Origin of the sequence: Winogradskyella psychrotolerans (genome assembly GCF_018860565.1) — a bacterium.
GTDB classification, from domain to species: Bacteria; Bacteroidota; Bacteroidia; order Flavobacteriales; family Flavobacteriaceae; genus Winogradskyella; species Winogradskyella damuponensis.
In genome coordinates this window covers 468,306-494,204 of record NZ_JAHKPS010000018.1, presented here as the reverse complement: position 1 = coordinate 494,204, position 25,899 = coordinate 468,306, and the positions used below count along the sequence as shown (strand labels likewise).

The following is a 25,899-nucleotide window of genomic DNA, read 5'->3' as shown; positions in this document are numbered from 1 at the left end:
ACTAAAGCTATGATAAACGATAAAGTATTGTCCATTATACTTGGTGGCGGCCAAGGATCTCGACTATATCCATTAACAGAAAAACGATCTAAACCTGCAGTGCCAATAGCTGGTAAATATAGATTAGTAGACATACCTATTTCTAATTGTATTAATTCTGATATTAAACGCATGTATGTGTTAACGCAGTTTAATTCAGCTTCATTAAATAGACATATAAAAAACACTTATCATTTTAGTTTTTTTAGTTCTGCGTTTGTAGATGTATTAGCGGCAGAACAAACACCAGAAAGTAAATCTTGGTTTCAAGGAACAGCAGATGCCGTGAGACAAAGTATGCATCATATTAAAGCTCACGATTTTGAGTATGCTTTAATTTTATCAGGTGATCAGTTATATCAAATGGATTTTAATGAAATGATTAAAGCGCATAGAGAATCTAATGCAGAGATTTCTATTGCAACAATACCAGTAAATGAGAAAGATGCTACTTCTTTTGGTATTCTTAAGACAGATGAAAATAATGTTGTTACCTCATTTGTTGAAAAACCAAGTTCAGATTTATTACCAGATTGGACGTCCGAAACAAGTGAAGAGATGAAAGCTCAAGGTCGTAACCATCTTGCTTCTATGGGGATTTATATTTTTAATAGAAAATTGTTAATTGATTTAATGAATAATCCCGAAACTAATGATTTTGGTAAAGAGATTATTCCTCAATCTATAGACAAACATAAAACGTTAAGTTACCAATATGAAGGGTATTGGACAGATATTGGAAATATAGACTCATTTTTTGAGGCAAATCTTGGTTTCACAGATGATTTACCGCAATTTAACTTATACGATTCTAAGCAACGTACTTATACCAATGCGAGGATCCTTCCAACTTCAAAAATTACAGGTACTGCTTTAGATAGAGCGGTCATTGCTGAAGGTTGTTTAATAAATGCCGCTAAGATTGAAAAATCTGTTATTGGTATTCGATCTAGAATAGGTAAAGATTCTACAATCATAAATACTTATATGATGGGTAATGATGATTATGAATCGTTAGATGATATAAAAAACAATAAAACAGAAATACTTTTAGGTATTGGAGAAAGGTGTTATATCAAGAATACTATTATAGATAAAAATGTACGCATTGGTGACGATGTAAGAATTAACGGTGGAGCTCACTTAGCAGATACAGAAAAAGACGAATATGTAATTAAAGATGGTATAGTTGTTATAAGGAAAGACGCTATAATTCCTAAGGGATTTGTACTATAAATATGGCAAAAGTAATAACACACAGTCGTTTTACAGATTTTGATATCAATCTTTTTAAATCTGGAAAGCACTATCGTTTATACGAGAAATTTGGGTCTCACATTACAACCGTAGATGGAGTAGAAGGTGTGTATTTTGCTGTTTGGGCACCTAGTGCTAAAATGGTATCTGTAGTTGGAGACTTTAATTTTTGGACAGAAGGCGAACACAAATTAAATGTACGCTGGGATTCTAGCGGAATTTGGGAAGGTTTTATTCCTGGTGCTGGAAAGGGGAGTAAGTATAAATATAAGATTCTTAGTAGTAATAACGATATTGTAACAGAAAAGGCAGATCCTTATGCTAGACGAGCAGAGCATAATCCTAATACAGCCTCAATCGTTTGGGAAGATAACTATAAGTGGAAGGACATAAAATGGATGAAAAAGCGTAAAAAGAATAACGCTTTAAATGCGCCATATTCTGTTTATGAAGTTCATTTAGGGTCTTGGAAAAAGAATGTTGAAGAAAATCGCTTTATGTCTTATGTAGAGTTGGCAGATGAATTGGTCAAGTACGTAAAAGATATGAACTTTACGCACGTAGAATTAATGCCAATAATGGAATATCCTTATGATCCATCTTGGGGCTATCAAGTAACGGGGTATTTTGCGCCAACATCACGATTTGGTTATCCTGAAGAATTTAAATTGTTAGTAGATAAGTTTCATCAAAACGATATAGGTATTATTCTCGATTGGGTGCCTTCACATTTTCCAGAAGATGCACACGGATTAGGTTTCTTTGATGGCTCAGCACTTTATGAACACCCAGATAAACGGAAAGGGTACCATCAAGACTGGAAGAGTTTAATTTTTAATTACGGACGTAACGAAGTCAAATCATTTTTAATTAGTAATGCTATTTTTTGGTTAGACCAATACCATGCAGATGGTTTTAGGGTAGACGCAGTAGCTTCCATGTTATTTTTAGATTATAGTAGAGAGGATGGACAATGGGAGCCTAATATGTATGGTGGAAATGAAAATTTAGAAGCCATATCATTCTTAAGAGAAATGAACGAAGCGGTGTATGCTTCATTTCCAGATGTACAAACTATAGCTGAAGAATCTACGGCGTTTCCAATGGTATCAAAACCTACTTTTATAGGTGGACTTGGTTTTGGAATGAAATGGATGATGGGTTGGATGCATGATACACTTCAATATTTTGCAAAAGAACCAATATATAGACAATTCCATCAAGATGATTTAACCTTTTCAATGACTTATGTGTTCACCGAGAATTTTATGTTGCCTTTAAGTCATGATGAAGTTGTATATGGTAAAAAATCTATTTTAGAGAAAATGCCAGGAGATGAATGGCAGCGTTTTGCAAATTTAAGACTGCTTTATGGGTATATGTTTACACATCCTGGAACGAATCTATTGTTTCAAGGAGCAGAATTTGGGCAAAGTAGCGAATGGAATTTTAAAAACAGTCTCGATTGGCATTTGTTACAATACGATTTACACAAAGGTGTGCAAGCCTTAATTAAAGATTTAAACACATTATATAAAAATGAGCCAGCTTTATATGAAAAACAATTTGAAGCAGATGGCTTTGAATGGATTGATTATGGAGATTCTAAAAATTCAGTTTTTACATATATAAGAAAAGGAAATAATCAAGAAGATGATGTTATTATAGCTTGTAATATGACACCTGTTCCACAAGAAAAATATAGAATAGGAGTGCCAAGAAAAGGCCAGTTAAAAGAAATTTTTAATAGTGATTTAAAAAAATATTTCGGAACAGGAGACTATAAAAACAGAAAAAAAGCGACGCAATCAGAACCTTGGAATTATAGAGATAATTCTTTAGAAATTAATATTCCACCTATAGGTATGGTTGTTTTTAAGTACTCAAAATAAATGAAAAAAAGATCAAGATGATTCAGGCTTGTTAGGTTTTATAATCTAACAGGTCTTTTTTATTTATTTTGTTAATTAAGATATGCGTTTATGTCAATAAATCGTATAAAAATTATCATAATTGTAAAATTTATGACCGAAAACGTAATAGTTGCTAAATCATGTAATTACTAGGATAAACCCTTTTTAGTGTTTAATTTTTTCCGTTTTTTTGCAAGTAATTTTTGCCTAAAAGTTAACCCATGATTGTAAATACAGAATTAGAAAATAAAGGAGATTTATTTCCTTCGCAAATAATAGATTTTAAAAAAGACGTTGATAAACTATATTTTACAGCAGCAAACGATGTTATTTTAGAATTAACGGTTGTTAGAGATAGTTTACTTCGCTTTAGGTATACTACAGTTGGTAATTTTAATAACGATTTTTCTTATGCCATTACCAAATATGCAAGTACAGGTTACAACAAGCTAGAAATAGAGGAAAAAGAAGATGTTTATGAAATCTCAACGTCTAAATTACTTTGCGTAATTTCTAAAGAAGATATGAGAAAATCCATTTACGATGTTAATGATGGTACGCTTATTAACCAAGATGAAGGTGGATTTCATTGGGAAGAAAGCTATGAGCATGGAGGAAACATTGTAAAGATGAGTAAAGTGTCTAATGATGGCGAAAGTTATTATGGACTTGGAGATAAACCTAATCATCTTAACTTAAAAGGGAAACGCTATAGCAATTGGGTAACAGACTCATATGCTTACGGAAAAGATACAGATCCTATTTACAAAACGATTCCGTTTTACACAGGTTTACATCATGGTAAGGCTTATGGTATTTTCTTTGATAATACGTTTAAGTCGTCTTTCGATTTTGCACAAGAGCGTAGAAATGTAACTAGTTTTTGGGCACAAGGTGGTGAGATGAATTATTATTTTTTCTACGGTCCAAAAATGAGTGATGTTGTAGAAAGTTATACAGATTTAACAGGAAAACCACACCATTTGCCTCCACTTTGGGCATTAGGATTTCATCAATGCAAATGGAGTTATTATCCAGAAAGTAAAGTAAAAGAAATTACATCTACGTTTAGAAAATTAAAAATTCCATGTGATGCTATTTATTTAGATATCGATTATATGGAAGGCTTCCGTTGTTTTACTTGGAATAAAGAGTATTTTCCAGATCCAAAACGAATGGTAAAAGAATTATTGGACGATGGATTTAAAACCGTTGCTATTATTGATCCAGGAATTAAGATAGATAAGGACTATTCTGTTTTTAAGGAGGCTTTAGAAAATGATTACTTCTGTAAACGAGCCGATGGAGATTACATGAAAGGGAAAGTATGGCCAGGAGAATGTTATTTTCCAGATTTTACAAACCCTGAAGTAAGAGAATGGTGGTCTGGACTATTTCAAGAATTGATTGAAGATATCGGGATTAAAGGTGTTTGGAACGATATGAATGAGCCAGCTGTTATGGAAGTGCCTAATAAAACTTTCCCAGACGATGTGCGTCATGATTATGATGGTAACCCTTGTAGCCATAGAAAAGCTCATAATGTTTATGGTATGCAAATGGCGCGAGCAACATACCAAGGCTTAAAAAAATATTCATACCCTAAACGTCCATTTGTTATTACACGTGCAGCTTATTCGGGGACGCAACGTTACACGTCAACTTGGACAGGTGATAATGTCGCTACTTGGGAGCATTTATGGATTGCAAATATACAAGCACAACGTATGGCAATGTCTGGGTTTTCGTTTGCTGGTAGTGATATTGGAGGCTTTGCAGAGCAACCTCAAGGCGAGTTGTTTACACGTTGGATTCAATTAGGGATTTTTCATCCATTTTTTAGAGTGCATTCTTCTGGTGATCATGGCGATCAAGAACCATGGACTTTTGATGAAGATGTTACAGATATTGTAAGAAAGTTTATTGAAATTCGTTACCAGATATTACCATATTTATATACAGCATTCTGGAATTACGTAGACCATGGTACTCCATTATTAAAATCTTTAGTGCTTTTTGATCAAGAAGATGTACAAACTCATTATAGAACGGATGAGTTTATTTTTGGTGAGCAAATTTTAGCTTGCCCTGTATTAGAGCCTAATGCTAAAGGAAGACGTATGTATATTCCTAAAGGTAATTGGTATAATTTCTGGACCAATGAAATAATAAAAGGAGGCAAAGAAATGTGGGTTGATGCTGACATTGATAGTATGCCAATTTTTGTAAAAGAAGGAGCGATAATTCCTAAATTTCCAATTCAACAATATGTTGGAGAAAAAGAAATAAAGGAAATTACTTTAGATGTTTATTATAAAAATGGAAAAGAAGAAAGCGAACTTTATAGCGATGCCAATGATGGTTTTGATTATACTAAAGGACGTTACAGTCTCAGAAATTTTACACTTAGAGGGAAGTCTGAAGAGCTAATAATTAATCAGTATAAAGAAGGGAAATTTGTAACTAAATATGACACCTTTAATATTCAATTTCATGGCTTGCCATTTGATATTGTAGAAGTGCAATTAGATAATGAAAAAATAGCGCTTAAAAGCATGAAAGCAAATGGTATAACATCTATTGTTGTTGATAAGAATTTTTCTCAGTTACATATCATTGGAAATAAGTCTTAATTCTAGTGATTTTCTAGTGACTAATTAATTATTTTGGTGTCCAAAGAGTACAAAATGTTTTTTGTATTTTAGTGTAACTCTTAATAAAACTATTAGCTATGAAATTTAATAAATTAGTATTGGGTATTGCAATTGTTGCTTTTGTGGCTTCATGTGCAACAAACCCATTTACAGGTAAAAAAACCTTAGCATTTGTTGGTAATGATCAATTGTTTCCATCTTCATTTGCACAATATAATCAGGTACTTTCAGATAGTAAAGTCATAACTGGAACAGAAGATGCCGATATGATAACACGTGTAGGTCAACGTATTGCAATTGCATCAGAACGTTGGTTAACCGCAAATGGGAATCATGGTTATTTAGACGATTATAAATGGGAATATAAACTTATCGAATCAGAACAAGTAAATGCATGGTGTATGCCAGGAGGAAAAATTGCATTTTATACAGGGATTTTGCCAATTGCAGCAAATGAGACTGGTATTGCAGCAATTATGGCACATGAGGTAGCACATGCGTTGGCTAATCATGGTCAACAACGAATGAGTGCATCGTACATTCAACAAGGTTTAGCTGTAGCAGGAAATGTAGCCTTATCAAATGATGAACAAGCTTTAGGGATATTTAATCAGTCTTATGGAGTTGTTTCTAACGTTGCAGGAATGTTACCTTTTAGTAGAGCTCATGAAACAGAAGCAGATGAAATAGGATTATATTTAATGGCAATTGCAGGTTATAATCCAGATGAAGCCTCTGTACTTTGGGAGCGTATGAAAGCAAATAGTGGAGGTGAAGCACCACCAGAATTTATGAGTACACACCCAAGTAATGATTCTAGAATTAAAAACTTAAGAGAATTAGCGCCAAAGGCAAAAGCAGAAGCTAAGAAATTTGGAATAACGAGTTTTAGACCTATAAATTAATATTGAATTAATAAATATTTGATTACTTTAGAAGCTGCTCAATTTGAGCAGTTTTTTTTTTATTTAGTATTTATGAGTGAACTTAAAAAAGGAAGTAAAAAACTTCTCAATGCCTGGGCATTTTACGATTGGGCAAATTCTGTTTATACCTTAACGATTGCATCATCAATATTTCCAATATTTTATTCTGCACTATTTGTATCTCAAGTTGAAAAAACGGTTCCTGCTTTTGGAATGGTATTTAAAAGCACTGCTTTAATTACTTATGTTACAGCATTTACGTTTTTAGTGGTTGCTTTTATGTCACCTATTCTCTCTGGTATTGCAGATTACGTTGGTAATAAAAAGAGCTTTATGAAGTTTTTCTGCTATGTTGGTGGTATAGGCTGTATAGGTTTGTATTGGTTTAGTTTAGATAGTATTCATATAAGTCTGTTATTTTATTTTATGGGATTAATAGGCTATTGGGGAAGTTTGGTGTTTTATAATTCATATTTGCCAGATATCGCTTATCCTGAACAACAAGATAGTATTAGTGCTAAAGGTTTTAGCATGGGCTATTTAGGAAGTGTTGTTTTATTACTCGTAAACTTAGCTATGGTAATGAAACCAGATTGGTTTGGTTTTGATATGAGTATTGCTAAAACTATAACAGAAAGTGGTACAGAGCAAGAAATTGCCGAAGCACTGCAAACGGCTAAGAATAAAGCATCATTTGAAGCAATGAGAGTTTCATTTATAACCGTAGGTTTATGGTGGATTTTATTTAGTCAATACACCTTTTATATACTTCCAAAAGGTGTTTCAAATGGCGGAAAAGTGACAAGAGATGTTGTTTTTAATGGTTTGCAAGAATTGAGACAAGTTTGGATTCAATTAAAACAAAACCTGCGCTTAAAACGATATTTAGTTGCGTTTTTTGTGTTTAGTATGGCTGTTCAAACCATCATGTTGGTGGCTGTTTATTTTGGAGAAGAAGAGATTGCTTGGGGAAGTTCTGATGCGAAAACCCAAGGATTAATTACTAGTATTTTAGTAATTCAATTAGTAGCGATACTTGGTGCGTTTTTAACCTCTAGAGCATCTTCAAAATTTGGAAATATAAAGACACTTATCGTTATTAATTTCTTTTGGATGGCACTTTGCTTTTATGCCTATTTTATGGAAACCGCATTGCAGTTTTATATTGCTGCTGGTTTTGTAGGTTTAGTTATGGGAGGAGTACAATCATTAGCAAGGTCTACTTATTCAAAATTCTTACCACAAACTGAAGACACTACATCTTATTTTAGTTTTTATGATGTGGCAGAAAAAATAGGTATTGTTATTGGAATGGTCATTTTTGCAACCATAGACCAAATTACTGGTAGTATGAGAAATGCTATTTTGTTTCTCGTCATCTTTTTTATAGCAGGAATTGTGCTTTTATTTAGAGTCCCAAGAACTGAATTAAAGAAAATGGATTAATTCTTTTATAATATTTATTCCCACACTTCGCTCTAATATTTTAACTTTGTCAACAAGTAAATCGCCTTATCGATTCTAAATTTATTTAGGGTAGGAAAGTCCGAACACCATAGTGTAATCATAGTGGTTAACAGCCACCAGTCGTAAGGCTAGGAAAAGTGCAACAGAAAGTATGTACAGGTAATGCTGTAGTGAAACCAGGTAAACTCTATGTGGTGCAATGTCATGTAAACTAACGTTTGAGCGTGCACGCGCGATTGTTAGAGGGTGGGCAGCTAAAGTTTGCTGGTAACAGTAAACGTAGATAAATGATAAGGGCTCTTTTATTAGAGTACAGAATTCGGCTTATAGATTTACTTAAGCATAAAAAACCATCTAGAAATAGATGGTTTTTGTGTTTATTTAAAGATGATAGTTATTTTTTTGGTGGTGTAATAGTATAACCTTGAGTTGTTAATATGTTGAGCACATCGTAGTAGTAGCGTATATATATAATTTTATCATCTTGTATCAAAGAAGCTGTATGGTAGGGGATTATAACTTCTTTTCCTGTTTTTTTATTCGTAATTGTGTTTGTTCCCCAAGATAAGATCCATTCTCCTTCATTCCAGTTGTTTTCAACTTTTACGGGTAAATATAAATCTCTGCTAATAGAGTGTTTAAATTGGTTTGTACTGTTAGTGTAGTATTCTTTGTGTTGTTGTACGTTTAAAGAGTCTATGCCGCCGCCTAAGCCATATATGATGGCTTTTTTATGAAGTTGTGAGCTCATAGTGTTTGTAATGCTTCAGTGTAAGTTCTAATGAGTTTTACTGCTGTTTCTGCATTTTTAAATTCAATAGTCACTTTACTTTCTTGTGCGCTGCTAATAAAACTGATACCTAGGCATAGAAATGACAGAATAATAACCTTTTTTGAGATTTTCATAATAGCTGTTTTTAAATTATATAATTGATTAATAGTTACAAATCAATTTTGGAGCAAAAACACTTAATGCGTGAGGCTATTAAAATCAGTAGGGTGATAATAATTAAAAGAAAGTTACTTAGGATTACTAATTTAGTGAATTTAATTGATTGGGAATTAACCTATAGGTCTGATAGAGAGTTGCTTTGTGAAAAAGCTAAACATATTTCCACCATAACTTTTAGAATGTGAGTAATGTTCTAATTGACTTAAATCGGTGTGTTTAGAATGTTCTACAATGAGTACACCTTCCTCTTCAAGTAATTCGTTCTTAAAAACTAATTCCGGAATTTTAGAAAAAGCAGCCAATTCAAAATTGTAAGGCGGATCGGCAAAAATAATACTATGCTTTTGTTTTGATTTTTCAAGAAATTTAAAAACATCACTTTTAACAGTGCTAATAGTCATTTCAAAAGCTTCAGAAGTGTCATTTATAAATTTAATGCAGCCGTAATTTTCATCTACAGCTGTGATATCTTCAGTGCCTCTTGAGGCAAACTCGTAACTAATATTGCCTGTTCCAGAAAATAAATCTAAAACAGAAATAGCATCAAAATAATACTGGTTATTTATGATGTTAAAAAGCGCTTCCTTTGCCATATCTGTGGTTGGTCTTACAGGTAATTTTTTAGGAGCTGTAATTCGTCTGCCTTTATACAAACCTGAAATAATACGCATTAAAAGGAATTTAAGATTAAAAAATGTTGGTGTAGGTAGCGTCTGTCTGTTTCTGCTGCGATTTTAAAGTCGTAAGCTTCTTCTATAAAACTAACGTGTCTTATATAAATGTAGAGCATAACAAAGAGTTCGTCTCCAATGACAATATTGCCACATAATTGAACTGCTGTGGTTTCTACATCTAGTTTTAGTTGTTCAAAAACAAATAATATATAGTAGAGAAAATCTTCTTTACTATGGTATTCAAAAACATTAAATAGTTGTAGAGTGCTGTTTTCAACAACTAATATTTCAATTGTAGTTTTATTAACATTGATATAGACGTTTGAACCTTCTGCTGTTTCAGAATTTTGTAAAAACGCATCAATAAGTATACTAGAAGAGTGTTTATAGACAAACTCTCCAAAGGTTTCAAAAATGTAATTATTAATATTTACATACGGCACATAAACATTTACGCTTTTGTTTATAGCGATGTTATCCTCTGTAATAAAATCGTTTTTAAGTATTTTTGAATTGAATTTTAAATAATCGGTTTTATTAGCCGAATTGTAAAATTCTTCAGGCACAAGTGTTGCCAATTCATTTTGATGAATGACTAAAACATCATTAAAGTCTTCTGAAAACACGGCATTGCTACCTAATTCTGTTTTTAGTTGATTAAGAACAGCATCTGGTGTTAATTTTTGCTCAAAATCAATAATTTTAAGATACTCTACAGTATTTGTTGTTCTGTTTAGAATACAAAAAGAAAGCCCATTCAAATTAATTTGAATGGACAGTTCTTTAATATCGTTTATTTTCAAACTATTCTTTATTTGTGTAGCTTTTTGGCCAGTTTCCTTTAGTGAATACTTCCTCCATAGAACCTACTTTTAAAGTAGGACCATTAACACCGTCTACAGAAACAACTTGATTTTCTTTTTCAATTAAGTAAGGTTCTTGGTCATTCAAAACAACCGCTTTATCTACACTTACTTCAAATACAGGAAACTCATCTAGTTTACCAGCTTTAAGTGTGAATTTAGCACCTTCTTTACCAACACCTACATTCATCATTGTTTTGTATCTGTCACTTCCTTTGAATATAGAATCTTTTACAGAGTAAAAGCTTAGTGTATCAATTAAAGTAATTGTTTTCATGGTTTCTACACCACCAAAAAGTTTTGTTCTTTCTTCATCTAATACTAATGTGTCACGTCTTTGTGTAATTGGAACTTTTCCGTTTTCTACAAATTTGATTAATTTGTCAAAATCTCCAGCAAATTCGCCATTTACATCTTTGTATGCTAATTGTGAGTCTCTTACGTCAATTAAACGATCGATAACCACTTTATAACGTTCTACTTTAAGTTGATTAAATTTAATCTCATCGTAAACCGAATTAAAAGTCATATAACCTAAAACAAAAATTAAAGCCCAAAGTATTAAGTTGATAAATGGCTTTATCTTTTTTGGAACAAATTTATCAATTGCCCACACAATCCCTATGGTCAATGCTATAATTAATACAATTGCTATAATTACTTTCATAAATGTTTTTATTAATTAGGTCTATCGCAAATCTACAATTTTTTTTTGTTCGTTAAAACTATCTAAAATAAAAAATATTAAAAAAGCGAACTAAATGCAATATGAGCTTTTAAAATAGAGAATAATAGTATCTTGCTATATATTTATTTCTGTTATGGTTTCTAATGCTTCTGCATTCTATTCGTTATTAAAATCTAAATTTCCATTTGCACCAACTTCTAAGCAAGACATGGTGTTAATGCAATTGTCTCAATTTATTTTTGACACTAATAAAAATTCAATTTACTTATTAAAAGGGTACGCAGGTACAGGTAAAACTAGCATAATTGGAACCATTGTTTCCAATTTGTGGCAAGCAAAAAAAAGTGCGGTTTTATTAGCTCCTACAGGTCGAGCTGCTAAGGTTATTTCAAATTACTCTAAAAAGGAGGCATTTACCATTCATAAAAAGATTTATTTTCCTAAAAAAGATAAAGGAGGAGGTGTCAATTTTGTAATGCAACCTAATAAACATCGCAATACTATTTTTATTGTTGATGAAGCTTCCATGATACCAGATACTCCTTCGGACACAAAATCGTTTGATAGTAGTTCGTTACTCGATGACCTAATGCAATATGTGTATTCTGGTCACGACTGTAAATTACTATTAATAGGAGATAAAGCACAGTTGCCTCCGGTGAAGTCCGATTTAAGTCCTGCTTTAGATGAAAACCGACTCAGTTTAAACTATAATAAAGATGTTGTAGGAATTGAGTTAGATGAAGTGGTGCGACAAGAACAAGGTTCTGGGATTTTAAGTAATGCCACCGAACTTAGAGCGGTTTTAGAATCTAATTTTTATGAGAGTTTTAAATTCGACCTTAATGGCTTTACAGATAGTGTGCGTTTAATAGATGGCTACGAAATTATGGACGCTATTAATGATGCTTATAGTGCCGATGGTTACGAGGAAACAGCCATTATTGTTAGAAGTAATAAGCGTGCAAATGCTTACAATCAACAAATTCGGCAACGTATTCTATTTAATGAAACAGAACTTTCGGCAGGCGATTATTTAATGGTGGTAAAGAATAATTATTTTTGGTTAAAACCTAATACCGAAGCTGGTTTTATTGCTAATGGTGATATTATTGAAGTGCTAGAAATTTTTAGCATCAAAGAATTATACGGTTTTAGATTTGCAGAAGTTAAGTTACGAATGGTAGATTACCCTAATATGAAACCGTTTGAAACCGTATTACTTTTAGATACTATTGATGTAGAAAGCGCATCTTTAAGTTATGAAGAGTCCAACCGATTATACCAAGAAGTATCCAAAGATTATGAAGGAGAAACAAAATACAAACGTTTTTTAGGGGTTAAGAACAATAAGTATTTTAATGCCTTGCAAGTAAAGTTTTCTTATGCGATTACCTGTCATAAATCGCAAGGTGGCCAATGGAATACCATTTTTGTAGAGCAACCTTACTTACCTAATGGTATGGACAGAGATTATATTAGATGGTTGTATACGGCCATAACAAGGGCGAAAGAAAAACTGTATTTAATAGGTTTTAAAGATGAGATGTTTGTAGAAAAAGAGTCAAACTAAACTATAATGACAGAAACAATTTTAAGTATTTTTTTAGGGATTGGTCTTTCGGCTTCCGTAGGCTTTAGAGTTTTTTTACCATTGTTTGCTTTGAGTTTAGCAGCCTATTTTAATGTTTGGGAGCTTAATGAATCTTGGCAATGGATTGGAAGCACAGCAGCTGTAATTACATTGGGTATCGCTACTTTGGTCGAAATTGTAGCGTACTACATTCCTGTTGTAGATAACTTATTAGATAGTATTGCCATTCCGTTAGCGACTATTGCCGGAACAGCAGTTATGGTATCTACCGTTGCAGATTTAAGTCCGGTAATTACTTGGGCATTAGCAATTATAGCAGGAGGAGGTACTGCAGCAGCTGTTAAAAGTTCTGCAAGTGCAACACGTTTGGGGGCTACTGTATCTACTGCTGGTTTTGGAAATCCAATTGTATCAACTATAGAAACAGGGACTTCGGTTGTAATGTCTATAATCTCTATCTTTTTACCCATTTTAGCTATAATTTTAGTAGTATTCATATTTTATTTGATATTTAAACTCTATAAAAAGTTACGATCAAATTGACCGAAATCAGCTTTTAAATCTTATTTTTGAAATTAAATACCTTCATTACATATATCTTATTAAATGAAAATTATATCCATGATTCCTGCACGTTATAGTGCGTCACGATTTCCAGGTAAATTGATGCAAAATTTAGCAGGGAAATCTGTAATTCTAAGAACTTATGAAGCCACGGTTGCCACGCAACTCTTTAGTGAAGTTTATGTGGTAACTGATAGTGATATTATTTTTAATGAGATTGTTAATAATGGCGGAAAAGCCATTATGAGTTTAAAAGAACACGAATCGGGAAGTGATAGAATTGCCGAAGCTGTTGCTAATATAGATTGTGATATTGTTATAAATGTACAAGGTGATGAACCGTTTACAGAGGGCGAAAGTTTAGCGAAAGTTATTGATGTATTTAAGGATGATAAGGATAAAGAAATCGACTTAGCCTCTTTAATGGTAGAAATTGAGGATTTAGAAGAAATTAATAATCCCAATACCGTTAAAGTTATTGTAGATCAGCAAAATTTCGCTTTGTATTTTTCACGAAGTCCAATACCATTTCCAAGAGATAAAAATGTAGGTGCGCGTTACTTTAAGCACAAAGGTGTTTATGCCTTTAGAAAACAAGCGTTATTAGATTTTACGGTTTTACCAATGCAATTTTTAGAGGCTTCTGAAAAGATTGAATGTATCAGGTACCTAGAATATGGTAAGCGTATAAAAATGGTAGAAACTAAAATACAAGGAGTAGAAATTGATACACCTGAAGATTTAGAAAAAGCGAAACGTTTGTGGAAGTAAATTACAGTAACATAAAGGTAATTGGTTTTGATGCCGATGATACGCTTTGGGTCAATGAAACCTATTTTAGAGAAGCAGAAGAGAGAGTTGGACTCTTATTGTCGCATTATGAAACACCAAACAAAATAGACCAAGAGCTTTTTAAGATGGAAATGAAAAATCTATCTATCTATGGTTATGGAGTTAAGGGCTTTATATTATCAATGATTGAATTGGCAGTAGAGTTGTCTAATGGTAAGGTGTCAAATACTATAATAGCCGAAATATTAGAGATAGGTAAGGATATGATTAATAAGCCTATTGAGCTGTTAGATGGAGTAGAAGATGTTCTTAAAACCTTATCTAAAGATTACAAGTTAATTGTTGCTACAAAAGGTGATTTATTAGACCAAGAACGAAAATTAGAGAAATCAGGACTGTTAAAGTATTTCCATCATATTGAAGTGTTAAGTGAAAAACAAGAAGTTAATTATAAGCAGTTATTAAAACGATTGGATATTGAACCAGAAGCGTTTGTAATGGTTGGTAATTCATTAAAATCAGACATTTTACCTCTTGTAAAGATAGGTTCAAAAGCGATTCATGTGCCTTTTCATACCACATGGCAACATGAAAAAGTATCTAATCACGAATCTAATGGGGTAGAATATGAAACGGAGCATAGTTTAACCGAAATTTTAAAATATTTTAATTAAAAAATTGAAAATACTAGATAAGCATACATGGAATAGGCAAGCTCATTTTGAGTTCTTTAATACGTTTGTGGACCCTTATTTTGCGGTTACATTTAAAGTAGATGTCACAAATGCTTATGAGTTTTCACATGATAATGCAACATCTTTTTTTGTAACCTATTTACATGCCACAATGCAGGCTATAAATGAGGTTGAAAATCTAAAATACAGAATAAATGAATTTAACGAGGTTGTTATGTTTGATACCATTCATGCATCACCAACAATTTTAAGACCTAATAAAACATTTGGGTTCTCGTTTGTAAACTATGATAAAGATATTTTTAAATTTCAGAATAATTTTTTAAAAGAAAAAGAAAGAATATTTGGTTCTAATGATTTATTTCCACCTGTGAATTCAATGGATTGTGTGCATTGTTCATCTTTGCCATGGGTCAATTTTACAGGTCATAAAGAACCGTTTAAAGGAGATAAAGACTCTATACCAAAATTAGCGTTTAGCAGAATGGAATGTGTAGAGTCAAAAAAAGAAATGCAAGTCGCTATCAGTGTTAACCACGCCTTGGTAGATGGCTATCATATTGGACTATTTAATGAAAAATTACAATTTCATTTAAATAGTTATTAAATATAAACTAAGTTATTATTTTTGTTAAAGATATAAAGTAAATGATATTCAAAAATTATCCAATGGTGTCCAGAGTTGTTTTTGGACGAGGAAGTTTTAATCAACTCGATGAGATTCTCGCCCCAAAGCGCAAAGGAAGAAACGCACCATTTATATTTTATGTTGATGATGTCTTTAAAGGCAATCATTGGTTAACCTCTCGTATAACATTGTCCTACAAGGATAAAATAATATATATACCTACCAAAGAGGAACCGAGAACAGATCAAATAGATCAGTTGGTAGAAGATATTATATTAGAATATAGTGAGCTGCCGTCAGGTATCATAGGTATTGGAGGAGGTACGGTTTTAGATATTGCAAAAGCAGTGTCTTTAATGCTTACCAATAAAGGTGAATCTAAAGACTATCAAGGTTGGGATTTAATCAAACATCCTGCAATTTATCATGTAGGAATTCCAACAATTTCAGGAACAGGCGCAGAAGTGTCTAGGACTACAATTTTAACTGGTCCTGTTCGTAAACTTGGTATTAACAGTGACCATACCCCTTTTTACCAAGTGATATTAGATCCAGAATTAACTAAAGATGTTCCAAAAGATCAGTGGTTTTACACTGGTATGGATTGTTTTGTACATTGTGTAGAGTCGCTTACAGGAACATATTTAAATGCATTTAGCCAAAGTTATGGCGAAAAAGCATATGAACTTTGTAAGGAAATATTTTTAGGAGATTCATTAAGTCCTGAAGAATCACAAGACAAATTAATGATGGCATCTTGGCATGGAGGTATGAGTATTGCCTATTCGCAAGTTGGTGTTGCACATGCTATGAGTTATGGTTTAGGTTACCTTTTAGGAGTAAAACATGGTATTGGAAATTGTATTGTATTTGATCATTTAGAAGAATATTATCCAGAAGGTGTTGCCATTTTTAAACAGATGAAAGCCAAACATAATATTAAATTACCACAAGGTATTTGTGCCGATTTAGAACAAGATCAGTTTGATATTATGATAGATGTTGCTTTGAGTTTAGAGCCACTATGGGAAAATGCCATTGGTAAGAACTGGAGAACGGTTATTACTAGAGAAAAGCTATTAGAGCTCTACAAAAAAATGTAATACCGATACGGCTTTAATTGTATTCATTAAAATCATTTTAGTTTTTATTTAAAGTCAATTGTATCGGCATTACACTTTAAAAAATTATTAAATATTAATAAAATAATAGTGCTAGATGCGTTGGTTAGCTAAAATTATATATTTTAAAATCATGGGTTGGAAAGTGGTTGGTAATACCAACTTTTCTAAAGATACCATTAAGAAAGCTGTTATCATTGCTGCACCACATACCAGTTGGGTCGATTTTTATTTGTCTCTGCTATTAAGGAGTGTAACACAAGTGAAAACTAATTTTGTTGGAAAAAAAGAGCTTTTTGTATGGCCATTTGGTTATTACTTTAGAGCAGTAGGCGGAAAAGCTTTAGATAGAACTTCTGGTCAAAATAAAGTAGAAACTATAGCTAAGTTGTTTGAAGGAGAAGACGAGTTTAGGTTGGCATTATCACCAGAAGGGACCAGAAAAAAAGTAGAAAAATGGAAAACAGGATTTTACTATATCGCAAAAAAAGCCAATGTTCCAATTATAATGTACACTTTTGATTTTGAGAATAAACAGAATAAGGTGTCAGAACCATTTTATCCTACTGACAATATTGAGGCAGATTTTAAATATATGAAATCCTTTTTTAAAGGAGTTGTAGGAAAGGTAAAAGAATACAGCTAATGGACCGTACTTTAACGTTTTGGCATTAATTTTGAAGTGTTAAAAATAGCAATGAAACATAAAGTAAACTCCAAGTCCCTAAAAAGAAACATTGTCCCAAAAGCTATCTAATTCGTTAGATGGCTTTTTTACTTTTTATGTATTTATCTAAAGTATAATTGGTCTGGCTTTGAAGCTTGTTTTTAAAGAAGGTCATCCCTCCAAAGAAAAAACCTTTAATTCCCATAGCTTGTTTGGCCCATTTATGTAAATTGAATTTGTCTGTATGTTTAATTATTAAACCATCTTTAAATTCAAACTTAGCATCAATCTTATTATGTACTTTTCTTCCTGTTTTGCTAAAGTTATAAATAGCTTCCCAGTGTGCAGAACCTGATTTGTCATTAGCTTTTATAGCTGAAAACTCAACGTTAAACCCTTTTCCGTTTTGCGATTCGCATAACATTAACCACATGGCTTTAGCACGTTCTCCTTTTAATGTTCCAAAGGCAGGATCTTCAAAAACGATGTCTTTATGATAACAAGATATCATGGTTGGGCCATCACAATTACTTAGAGCTGTATAAAATTTTTCAACGATGTGTTCCATAGGATTACAATTAGTTTAAAGAGGTGTAAAACCATTCCTTACAAAAGTACGTAAGTAGAATGCTATTAACTCATATTCTTTCATCAGAGTGAATTTAATTGTTATGCTAAAGAAAGATTATCTATAATGAATTGGCTTTTTTTATGGTTAAGTAACTTGTTATAGTCTGTAGATTATCTCATAATACTTCAAAAACTATAATTTGCTATAAATTTAATACGGTTCTACTTTAAGGTTTTGATTCTGAGTAGTTTTTAAGCCATGTTTTGTTTTTTTACAGAGGTATTAATTTTAAATTGAAGGAGTGCAATCATCGCAACAAAAGTGACAATAATTATTAATATTAACATTTTAATTTCCGAAGCTATAGCCAAAACATCTCCATCGTAAAAAGCAATTGTTCTAAAACCACTTAAGAACTGTGTCACAGGAATAAATTGTGCTATGCTAGTAATAAAATCTGGTATAGCTATCGTTGGCCATGTAAATCCGCTTAGTATAAATGCTGGTGTAGAAATAACCATTAATAACTCTGTAGCTTTTAGTTGACTTGGTATGGCAATAGAAAAGAGCATGCCAATTCCCATAGAAGCTAGTGTTAATAATAGAGTTAAAATTAGCATTGGGATATTAAAAATAGCTGCTGTAATATTAAAATACGGAAAGAGCAGACTAACAAATAACCACATTATAGGAAGCATTATAAGAAATGGAGTGGCTTTTAACATAACATGATAAAATGACGACTTGCTTTTTTGGGTTAAGGTAATAAAGTAACCATCTTCAAAATCTCTAGAAAACACCAATGCCATTGCTAAGAAAATAACCTGTTGCATAATTGCAGCTAGTAAACCTGGTAGCATAAACGTAATATAGTTCCCCGTAGAATTGTAGAGCTTGTTAAAATTTATTTTAAAGCTTTCATAAGCTGCTTTTGCTTGTGTAGGATGCAGACCTTGCTTTTTAAGTCCTTCGATTTCTATGCCTGCATTTAATGTCATTAAAACCGAACTTATATTTTTGCTTGCCGTGTTGGCATTTAAAATATTAGCCATATTAAGATCAATACGTATTTCAGGATGATTTTTCTGTAGAATATTTTTTTCAAAATCTGAAGGTAAGGTAATAACCGCAGCATATTGTTCTACAGGCATTTCGTTTATAATATTGACGTCAGAAGACCGCACATCTACAACAAGTAACACTTCATTATCTTCAAAAGCATCAATAATTTTATCTGTTGTTGGACTTTGGTCTTGATCTACAATAACAATAGGTAAATCTACAACTTTTGCTTGTTGGTATACATAGCCAAATAAAATACCGTAGCCAATAGGTGCACCAAAAAAAATAGCAAGTAAAACACCATTTGAAAAAATGCGTTTAAACTCAATTTTAAGTAAGCTTATAAATGTTTTCATTACTTAATTTTTTATAAGCATGGTCGCATTACTGAAAAACTTTTGTTCAGAAACATCGACTGTTGGTACTACTTTTAATTCGTATATAGACTCCGATAATTGGTACAGAGGTGCTGTACTTGTTATGTCTGCATACTGGGCCAATTGTTTTATAGCAACGATTTTAGCTGTGGTTTCTATTTTTGTGTATGGGTTAATTATGGTGAGGTTTTTTCCAACTTCAAAATCATAAATTTTTGATTCAGGAACTGTAAACCTAAAGTAAACACTTTCGGTTTTATAACCGTTGAATAAGGTAAATCCAGCAGTTAATAATTCGCCTTCTTCTAAGCTAATAGTTTCTATAGACATCGCTGCAGGCGCAATGACATATTGTTCATTTGAAGCCGAAAGTACCTCTTCTTTTGCACCAAGTGCTCGCTCTAATTGTCCTTTAGCTTGTTCTATTTGTTCAGTTCGTGTTCCTTTTTTTACTTCATCGCGTTTGGCTTCTAAACTAGCAACTTGAGCTTTTGCCATTTTTAATTTCATTTTTACTTCGTCAAATTGCTGTTGGCTAACTAAAGAGTCTTGATACATGTTTTGTAGCCTTTGGTAAGATTCTTGTGCAAACTCTAATTGGGCTTTTCCGGCTTCTAATTGACCTTCAATCTGATTTAATTGTTCAGATGTGGCACCATTATGAGCCATGCTTAATTGGCCTTGTGCTGCTGTAATTGCACCATTAGCTTGTAGTAGTTTAGCATTCACTTCAGGAATATTAAGCAAAGCTAAAGTATCACCTTTTTTTACCGTTTGTCCTTCTTCAACATATATGGCATTAATACGTCCAGGTATTTTACTACTAACAGCAATGGTTTCAAATTTTACTTTTCCCCTTAAAGGTGTAATTTGGTCGTGCTTGCACGATTGAAGGAGTAACAGTGTAAAAAAACTGAAGATGAGAGTTTTATAAGTGTTCATTGTATAGCGTTATTGAATTAATATGTAAGTATACCTTTAGCATGAAGCAGTTCTGTAACAGCTCTTCGCTCATTATAGAATGATTCTTGTAGTTTAAAATTGGCTTTTTCTACATCGTTTAAAGCATCGAGAACCTCATTTATTGAAGCCAAATTATTTTTGTATTGTTGATTAACTAAATTATAAGTTTCTTGAGCTAATTCAATTTCTTTTTCAACCACCTTAGTGTTTTCAATGGCAGCTTTGTAAGTTAATTGCGCTTTGGTAATACTTAAGGCAATTTTTTCGTTGGCATCATCAATCTGTTCTTTTAGTTTTTCACTTTCTAGTCGTGTTTTTTTACTTTTTAATCGTGATGAGTTACCATCAAAAACATGCCATTTAATACCTGCGCCTATAAACCATTTGGGATCTAATAAGGACAGATTATCTTCAATAAACTCATAATGGCCTTTAAGTGCAACCTTAGGTATAAAATTACTTTTTTCCATTTTTGCCTTATAGTTGGTGGCTTTTTTAGCTTCTTCTAAGGCCTTAATTTCATTTCGTTTTTTTGTGTTTGAAGCAGCGTTAAATTCAAACAATTGTAATTCTGGATTAAGTAATCGCAAGTTGGCTTTGGGTTCTCCTGTTAATTGATGAAGCACTTCTATTAATAGAGTGGTTTTATGTTCATAATCGATTTGTTTAGCTTTTAATTGTTGTTGGGCGAGTTCAATTTTTTTTCTGCTAATTGGTGTCGCTAAACCATTTTTAATGGCTTTTTTGACATAAAAAGTTTGCTCATTTAAATAGTTTTCTGTGGTGGTTAAAACTTTTTTTGAGGCTTTTACAAGTGCTAATTTATCGTAAGTTTCAATAATTTGTAAAGCGATTTTATCGGCTTCGGCTAGACCTACATAATGTAAAGAAGATTCTTTATGTTTACTAGCCTTAAGTGCATGGCTAGCTTCAAAACCACTGAATAATACCCAATCTAAATCCACAGAGGATTTTAGGATATTCTTGTCCTGCAAGTTGGCGGCTTCCTGTAATGGAATATCTTCAGGAAAAGGCGAATTAAAAGGTAGACCTATAGCATCTTTAATAATAAGTTTTTGAGTTTCTATTAATAACGCTTTGGTGTCATTGTCAAAAGTAATGTCGTCATTTAAACGCGTATAGCTTCCGCTAAAGGTGATTCTAGGTAAGAAAACAGATTTTGCCATTTGTTGATCTACTTTGGCTTGTTCTGATTCAATACGATTACTTTTTATAGTGTGATTTTTTTGAAGTCCTTTGTGGATTAAATCATTTAAAATTGGGTCTAACTCTTGTGCCGAAATGACCGTTGGAAATATGCCAATAAGTGTAATGATGATACTATTTAGTATGACTTTTTTTAGGTTCATTTTGCATAGCTTTTAATTACTATACAAAGATATTAATGTATTCGGAATTTATTTTTGACTTATATCAAAAAGTGAGTGTATATGAGGTTTTAATGGCTAGCATCGTGGTTTCTAATACGACTTAAGGTTTCTTGTGCCATGCCTAAATAAGATGCTATATGACCTAGTGAAACTTGGTAGGCAATATCGGGAAATTCGGCTAGCATATAATCGTAGCGTTCTCTTGCGGTTTGAAATTGAATGGCATTGAGTTTATGAACAACATTGCTTAACATTTCGGTAATGACGAGTCGGCCCAATTTTTCCATTTTGGGATATTTTGCAAATAAGATTTCTAAGTTGTCTTTAGAGATGAAATATAAAACAGAATCTTCAAGAACTTCTAAGTAATATAAGCTAGGTTTTTTTTGAAAAAAACTATCAGCACTAGACATAAATTTACCATTTGAAAAAAACCATTGCGTAATGTCTTTTTGATTTTCGTTAAGGTAATAACTCCGGCACATACCTTGTTCTATAAAGTATAAGTATTTGCATACCTCACCTTCATGAACTAGAATTTCATTTTTAGAGACAGCTTTCGTTTTAAAATGATTTAGGATATCATTTAATTCATCTTCTGAAAATGGTACTAAAGCGGTAATAGCGTCGGTAAAACCCATAAATAGTATTTGCTTGTAATTTAAGAAAAGCTAAGCTAATTGAAATTTAGGCTACAAACAAATGAAATAAAACGGAGTGCTTTTAGCTTATATTCTTTTATTTGAATGAGATTTAATTGCCATAAAAGAGAAAAGCCATAATGAGATGAGCTTCTTTATTCGATGATAATTGTATTTTTAAAACCGATGTCAGTCTGTTTGTTAAACAAAAACGCGTAATAACCAGCATCACCTTCTTGTCCTTGTATTGTCGTTTTTGCTCTACCGATTTCCAATTCAGATTTGTTATAAGCTTTAGCGATAACTTCCTTATTAAAATCTGTATCAAACATGATATATAAGGTGAGTTTATTTTTATTGCTGCTAGATTGACTATCAATAACGTAAGCGCCAGTTTTTATACCGTTTTTTTATAAGTTATTTGAAAGTATAATTTTACATTCCAATGTTTTGTCAACTCCTTCAGAAACACCTTCAAAAAACTCCGTGGCACTTTCTCCAACAACTTCACCACCTCTGTTTATTCCTTCTTTTGTTTTGTTGGCTATTCTGTCACAAGAGAAAAAGCTTAACAGAAGGATTAGAGTTGTTAATTGGTGAATTTTCATTTTGCTAACCATTTTTATAATTATAAAAATAAATAAACTAAAGGAATCTAACGTGAATATTTCTTAATCTTATCAATAATTTTCTGCAAATTAGAATAGACAAATTCATTGGTCTTAGCGTAATAAAACGAGATAAAACAAACTACAGAAAGAAATAGTACGGCACCAATAACAGCTTGCCAAGGTTCTAAAGTTTTGCCAATAAGTTGGTGCAGTCCAAGACCTGTAAAACTACCATAAATGATGATAAAATGAATAACATAAATAGATAGCGTTTTTTGACCAATTTTTAGAATTAATGGTTGTTTGATGTAGTTTTCTGCTAAATAAAATAAAGAGAACAGAATTAGTACATTGCCTAGGCGAGTAAACAAATAATTATAATAAGCAACCTCTTTTAAAATTGAAATGTCTAAAGCGTAATATAGTCTCATTAATGCTTCAGAAGACCCAAAAATGAGTGCAATTCCAAAGACGAAAAAACCTGAGACAATAGCTGTTTTAAATTTTGGGCGATCGACGTAACGATAAAATAATGTGGCTATAAAAGCACCAAAGGCTACATAACCAAACCAAGGTATTATGGTAAAAATAGAACCGTTAGCCTTGGATAAGTAGTTTGATATTAATATAGGAACTTCTGGTAATTCTAAATAACGATACAAAGGTTCTGTTATAAAAATGGCCAAACCTAAAAGTAACATTACGATTGAAAATAGTAACGTTTTTTTTAAGGTGAGTTTGTAGATGCATACAATGAGTATAAGTGATAGGCCAATGCATTGCAGCACGTCAATAACTAAAAAATAATTAGAGAATTTACCCATTAGCCATTCAAAAATAGGTGCACGCAACAAATAACCAATACTAATTAGCATTAAGCCTCGTATTATGCCTTTGTGCATACGTTTTTTTATTGTTCCGTTTTGTTTAGCTCGTATCAATAAATATGAAAAAATAAGTCCCGAAATCGTAAAAAAGGTAGGTGCGGTAATTCCTCTAAAGTATTCCCAAACTTTAAAAGCAGTATAACTATGACTTCTGTATGAAGTTTCTAGCAGTGTATCTATAAAGTGCCCTTGTAGCATCATTAAGATAGCGAATGCTCTTACAGCATCTATAAAATATAAACGGTTTGCGCTCAAGTTAAAATTGGTTGGTATGCAAATGTACTATTTTAGAGTTGGAATAAAATACTGTGATACTTTTTTGGACTTGTGCCTAGCATTAAGATATCGTTTCATTTTAAAGGTTTATAGCCACTAACAGGTAAAGTTGGTATTTTACTATTTTAAAATCAGCAACTTACATTCCTGTTGTTAAATTAATTGTAAACATTATACCATAAATTCAAACCGTTTACTACATTTATCATCTATGGAATTTTTAAATCAACTACTCAGTGACTTTTCATCATTAGCTTGGGGTTTGCCTTTGCTTATTTTATTAATTGGTGGAGGTTTATATTTATTAATACGGTCTCACTTTTTACCTTTTCGGTATTTAGGTCACGCTTTGAATGTGCTTCGCGGAAAATACGATGATCCAAATGATCCTGGTGAAATTTCACATTTTCAGGCCTTAACAACAGCATTGTCGGCAACTGTTGGTATGGGAAATATTGCAGGTGTTGCTGTAGCTATATCTGTAGGCGGACCTGGTGCTGTGTTTTGGATGTGGATTAGCGCAGTGGTTGGTATGTCTACCAAATTTTTTACATCAACCTTAGCAATTATGTATAGAGGTAAGGATAGTGCTGGTGAAATTCAAGGTGGTCCAATGTATTTTATTATGGAAGGTTTAGGTAAATCTTGGAAACCTTTAGCTGTATTTTTTAGTTTTTGTGGTCTTATAGGTGCTTTGCCTGTTTTTAATGTGAATCAATTGACGCAAGCCTTAAATGATATTTTATTAATTCCAAATGGAGTAGAAGTAGGGTTGAAATCTAACCTAATTATAGGTGCTGTTTTAATAAGTATTACATCTTTAGTTATTTTAGGTGGTATTAAGCGCATTGGAAACGTAGCGTCTCGTTTAGTGCCTAGTATGGTGGCTTTGTATTTTGTGTTGGTTATTGTTATTCTTGTGGCACATAGCGATGTGCTATTGTATTATTTAAAACTGATATTTACAGATGCTTTTGCTGCTAATTATTATCCAAAAGATGATACTTTTTTAGGAGGTGTTTTAGGCGCTTTAATTCTTCATGGTATTAAACGTGGGGCGTTCTCTAATGAAGCCGGAATTGGTACAGCGCCAATGGCACATGGAGCAGCAAAAACGGACGAGCCTATACGAGAAGGTTTGGTGGCCATGCTAGGACCTGCCATAGATACAATAATTGTATGTACACTAACGGCTTTGGCTATTTTGGTGACTGGAGTTTGGGAAACTACTTCTGATAATGGAGTTAGTCTTACGGCTTCTGCTTTTGCAGATGTAATGCCAAACTATGGTAAATACTTATTACTAATTTGTATTGCCGTTTTTAGTATGAGTTCATTATTCTCATATTCTTATTATGGAACTAAATGTATGTCCTTTCTTTTTGGAGCCGATAAAAAACACTATTATAATTACTTTTATATTTTAAGTATTCTTATTGGAGCGACTACAAGTTTAAGTATGATGATTAATCTCATTGATGGTGTGTTTGCTTTAATGGCAATTCCAACAATGGTTGCAACAATTCTTTTAGCGCCAAGAGTAATTAAAGAATTGAAACGTTATATCAGTCAACTAAAACAAGATAAAAATTGAGTTAAAAAACAACCTCTTATAATTGGAGATAA

26 protein-coding genes and 1 other RNA gene are annotated in these 25,899 nt (G+C 32.4%); 14 read left to right on the top strand and 13 right to left on the bottom strand.

From position 1 onward, the window contains the following. The first annotated feature begins 9 nt into the window (after positions 1–9). The 6 genes from KO504_RS08745 to rnpB all read left to right on the top strand — a co-directional run bounded on the left by KO504_RS08745 (position 10) and on the right by rnpB (position 8,599). Entirely contained in the window at positions 10–1,275 is a 1,266-nt protein-coding gene (locus KO504_RS08745; RefSeq protein ID WP_215925990.1) for a glucose-1-phosphate adenylyltransferase, read from the top strand. Positions 1,276–1,277: 2 nt separating this feature from the next. Further along, the gene (glgB, locus tag KO504_RS08740; protein WP_215925988.1) at positions 1,278–3,188 is read left to right on the top strand and encodes a 1,4-alpha-glucan branching protein GlgB; all 1,911 of its coding nucleotides are present in this window, start codon (positions 1,278–1,280) and stop codon (positions 3,186–3,188) included. Between the two features lie 242 nt (positions 3,189–3,430). Continuing rightward, positions 3,431–5,842: a glycoside hydrolase family 31 protein gene (locus KO504_RS08735; RefSeq protein ID WP_215925986.1), complete on the top strand. Its 2,412-nt coding sequence runs from the start codon at positions 3,431–3,433 to the stop codon at positions 5,840–5,842. A 98-nt stretch (positions 5,843–5,940) separates the two neighbouring features. Beyond that, positions 5,941–6,768: a M48 family metallopeptidase gene (locus tag KO504_RS08730; protein ID WP_215925984.1), complete on the top strand. Its 828-nt coding sequence runs from the start codon at positions 5,941–5,943 to the stop codon at positions 6,766–6,768. A gap of 72 nt (positions 6,769–6,840) precedes the next feature. Next, positions 6,841–8,235: an MFS transporter gene (locus tag KO504_RS08725; protein ID WP_215925982.1), complete on the top strand. Its 1,395-nt coding sequence runs from the start codon at positions 6,841–6,843 to the stop codon at positions 8,233–8,235. Positions 8,236–8,288: 53 nt separating this feature from the next. Beyond that, positions 8,289–8,599, top strand: an RNA gene (gene rnpB / locus KO504_RS08720) — RNase P RNA component class A. Between the two features lie 51 nt (positions 8,600–8,650). Here rnpB and KO504_RS08715 read toward each other — a convergent pair. The 5 genes from KO504_RS08715 to KO504_RS08695 form a co-directional block, all read right to left on the bottom strand. Further along, complete coding sequence (locus tag KO504_RS08715; RefSeq protein WP_215925980.1) at positions 8,651–9,007, bottom strand: hypothetical protein; 357 nt, start codon at positions 9,005–9,007, stop codon at positions 8,651–8,653. After that, a complete protein-coding gene (locus KO504_RS08710; RefSeq protein WP_215925978.1) occupies positions 9,004–9,162 on the bottom strand; it encodes a hypothetical protein in 159 nt (52 codons plus the stop codon). The genes KO504_RS08715 and KO504_RS08710 overlap by 4 nt, the downstream gene beginning before the upstream one ends. 156 nt (positions 9,163–9,318) lie before the next feature. Beyond that, positions 9,319–9,879, bottom strand: coding sequence for a 16S rRNA (guanine(966)-N(2))-methyltransferase RsmD (gene rsmD / locus KO504_RS08705; RefSeq protein ID WP_215925976.1), 561 nt, complete (start codon positions 9,877–9,879; stop codon positions 9,319–9,321). Continuing rightward, positions 9,879–10,685: a DUF3822 family protein gene (locus tag KO504_RS08700; RefSeq protein ID WP_215925974.1), complete on the bottom strand. Its 807-nt coding sequence runs from the start codon at positions 10,683–10,685 to the stop codon at positions 9,879–9,881. Before KO504_RS08700 ends, rsmD begins: the two co-directional genes overlap by 1 nt. A 1-nt stretch (position 10,686) precedes the next feature. After that, complete coding sequence (locus KO504_RS08695; protein WP_215925972.1) at positions 10,687–11,412, bottom strand: hypothetical protein; 726 nt, start codon at positions 11,410–11,412, stop codon at positions 10,687–10,689. Between the two features lie 154 nt (positions 11,413–11,566). Between KO504_RS08695 and KO504_RS08690 the strand changes: the two genes are divergently transcribed. From KO504_RS08690 to KO504_RS08660, 7 genes are all read left to right on the top strand, one after another. Beyond that, positions 11,567–13,006: an ATP-dependent DNA helicase gene (locus KO504_RS08690; RefSeq protein WP_215925970.1), complete on the top strand. Its 1,440-nt coding sequence runs from the start codon at positions 11,567–11,569 to the stop codon at positions 13,004–13,006. Between the two features lie 3 nt (positions 13,007–13,009). Beyond that, positions 13,010–13,570, top strand: a complete 561-nt coding sequence (locus tag KO504_RS08685; RefSeq protein WP_215926087.1) for a DUF4126 domain-containing protein — start codon at positions 13,010–13,012, stop codon at positions 13,568–13,570. Positions 13,571–13,633: 63 nt separating this feature from the next. Further along, positions 13,634–14,362, top strand: coding sequence for a 3-deoxy-manno-octulosonate cytidylyltransferase (kdsB, locus tag KO504_RS08680; RefSeq protein WP_215925969.1), 729 nt, complete (start codon positions 13,634–13,636; stop codon positions 14,360–14,362). Beyond that, complete coding sequence (locus KO504_RS08675) at positions 14,353–15,057, top strand: HAD family hydrolase (protein ID WP_215925967.1); 705 nt, start codon at positions 14,353–14,355, stop codon at positions 15,055–15,057. Before kdsB ends, KO504_RS08675 begins: the two co-directional genes overlap by 10 nt. A 4-nt stretch (positions 15,058–15,061) precedes the next feature. Next, on the top strand, positions 15,062–15,685 hold the full coding sequence (locus KO504_RS08670) for a CatA-like O-acetyltransferase (RefSeq protein ID WP_215925965.1): 624 nt from the start codon (positions 15,062–15,064) through the stop codon (positions 15,683–15,685). A gap of 41 nt (positions 15,686–15,726) precedes the next feature. Then, a complete protein-coding gene (locus KO504_RS08665) occupies positions 15,727–16,809 on the top strand; it encodes an iron-containing alcohol dehydrogenase family protein (RefSeq protein WP_215925963.1) in 1,083 nt (360 codons plus the stop codon). 115 nt (positions 16,810–16,924) lie between these two features. Continuing rightward, positions 16,925–17,473, top strand: a complete 549-nt coding sequence (locus KO504_RS08660) for a 1-acyl-sn-glycerol-3-phosphate acyltransferase (protein WP_215925961.1) — start codon at positions 16,925–16,927, stop codon at positions 17,471–17,473. A 115-nt stretch (positions 17,474–17,588) separates the two neighbouring features. On the opposite strand, the gene KO504_RS08655 is transcribed toward KO504_RS08660, so the two are convergent. From KO504_RS08655 to KO504_RS08620, 8 genes are all read right to left on the bottom strand, one after another. Beyond that, a complete protein-coding gene (locus tag KO504_RS08655; RefSeq protein ID WP_215925959.1) occupies positions 17,589–18,062 on the bottom strand; it encodes a nuclear transport factor 2 family protein in 474 nt (157 codons plus the stop codon). Positions 18,063–18,316: 254 nt separating this feature from the next. Continuing rightward, a complete protein-coding gene (locus KO504_RS08650; protein WP_215925957.1) occupies positions 18,317–19,483 on the bottom strand; it encodes an ABC transporter permease in 1,167 nt (388 codons plus the stop codon). A gap of 3 nt (positions 19,484–19,486) precedes the next feature. Then, the gene (locus tag KO504_RS08645; protein WP_215925955.1) at positions 19,487–20,446 is read right to left on the bottom strand and encodes an HlyD family secretion protein; all 960 of its coding nucleotides are present in this window, start codon (positions 20,444–20,446) and stop codon (positions 19,487–19,489) included. A gap of 17 nt (positions 20,447–20,463) precedes the next feature. Beyond that, complete coding sequence (locus KO504_RS08640) at positions 20,464–21,837, bottom strand: TolC family protein (RefSeq protein WP_215925953.1); 1,374 nt, start codon at positions 21,835–21,837, stop codon at positions 20,464–20,466. Positions 21,838–21,926: 89 nt separating this feature from the next. Continuing rightward, a complete protein-coding gene (locus tag KO504_RS08635; protein ID WP_215925951.1) occupies positions 21,927–22,499 on the bottom strand; it encodes a Crp/Fnr family transcriptional regulator in 573 nt (190 codons plus the stop codon). Positions 22,500–22,654: 155 nt separating this feature from the next. Then, the gene (locus tag KO504_RS08630) at positions 22,655–22,831 is read right to left on the bottom strand and encodes a hypothetical protein (RefSeq protein ID WP_215925949.1); all 177 of its coding nucleotides are present in this window, start codon (positions 22,829–22,831) and stop codon (positions 22,655–22,657) included. 78 nt (positions 22,832–22,909) lie between these two features. Next, positions 22,910–23,107: a hypothetical protein gene (locus KO504_RS08625; protein WP_215925947.1), complete on the bottom strand. Its 198-nt coding sequence runs from the start codon at positions 23,105–23,107 to the stop codon at positions 22,910–22,912. A gap of 47 nt (positions 23,108–23,154) precedes the next feature. Next, positions 23,155–24,252, bottom strand: a complete 1,098-nt coding sequence (locus KO504_RS08620; protein WP_215925945.1) for a heparan-alpha-glucosaminide N-acetyltransferase domain-containing protein — start codon at positions 24,250–24,252, stop codon at positions 23,155–23,157. 232 nt (positions 24,253–24,484) lie between these two features. On the opposite strand from KO504_RS08620, the gene KO504_RS08615 reads away from it, so the two are divergent. Beyond that, complete coding sequence (locus tag KO504_RS08615) at positions 24,485–25,867, top strand: alanine/glycine:cation symporter family protein (RefSeq protein ID WP_215925943.1); 1,383 nt, start codon at positions 24,485–24,487, stop codon at positions 25,865–25,867. The last annotated feature ends 32 nt before the right edge of the window (positions 25,868–25,899 follow it).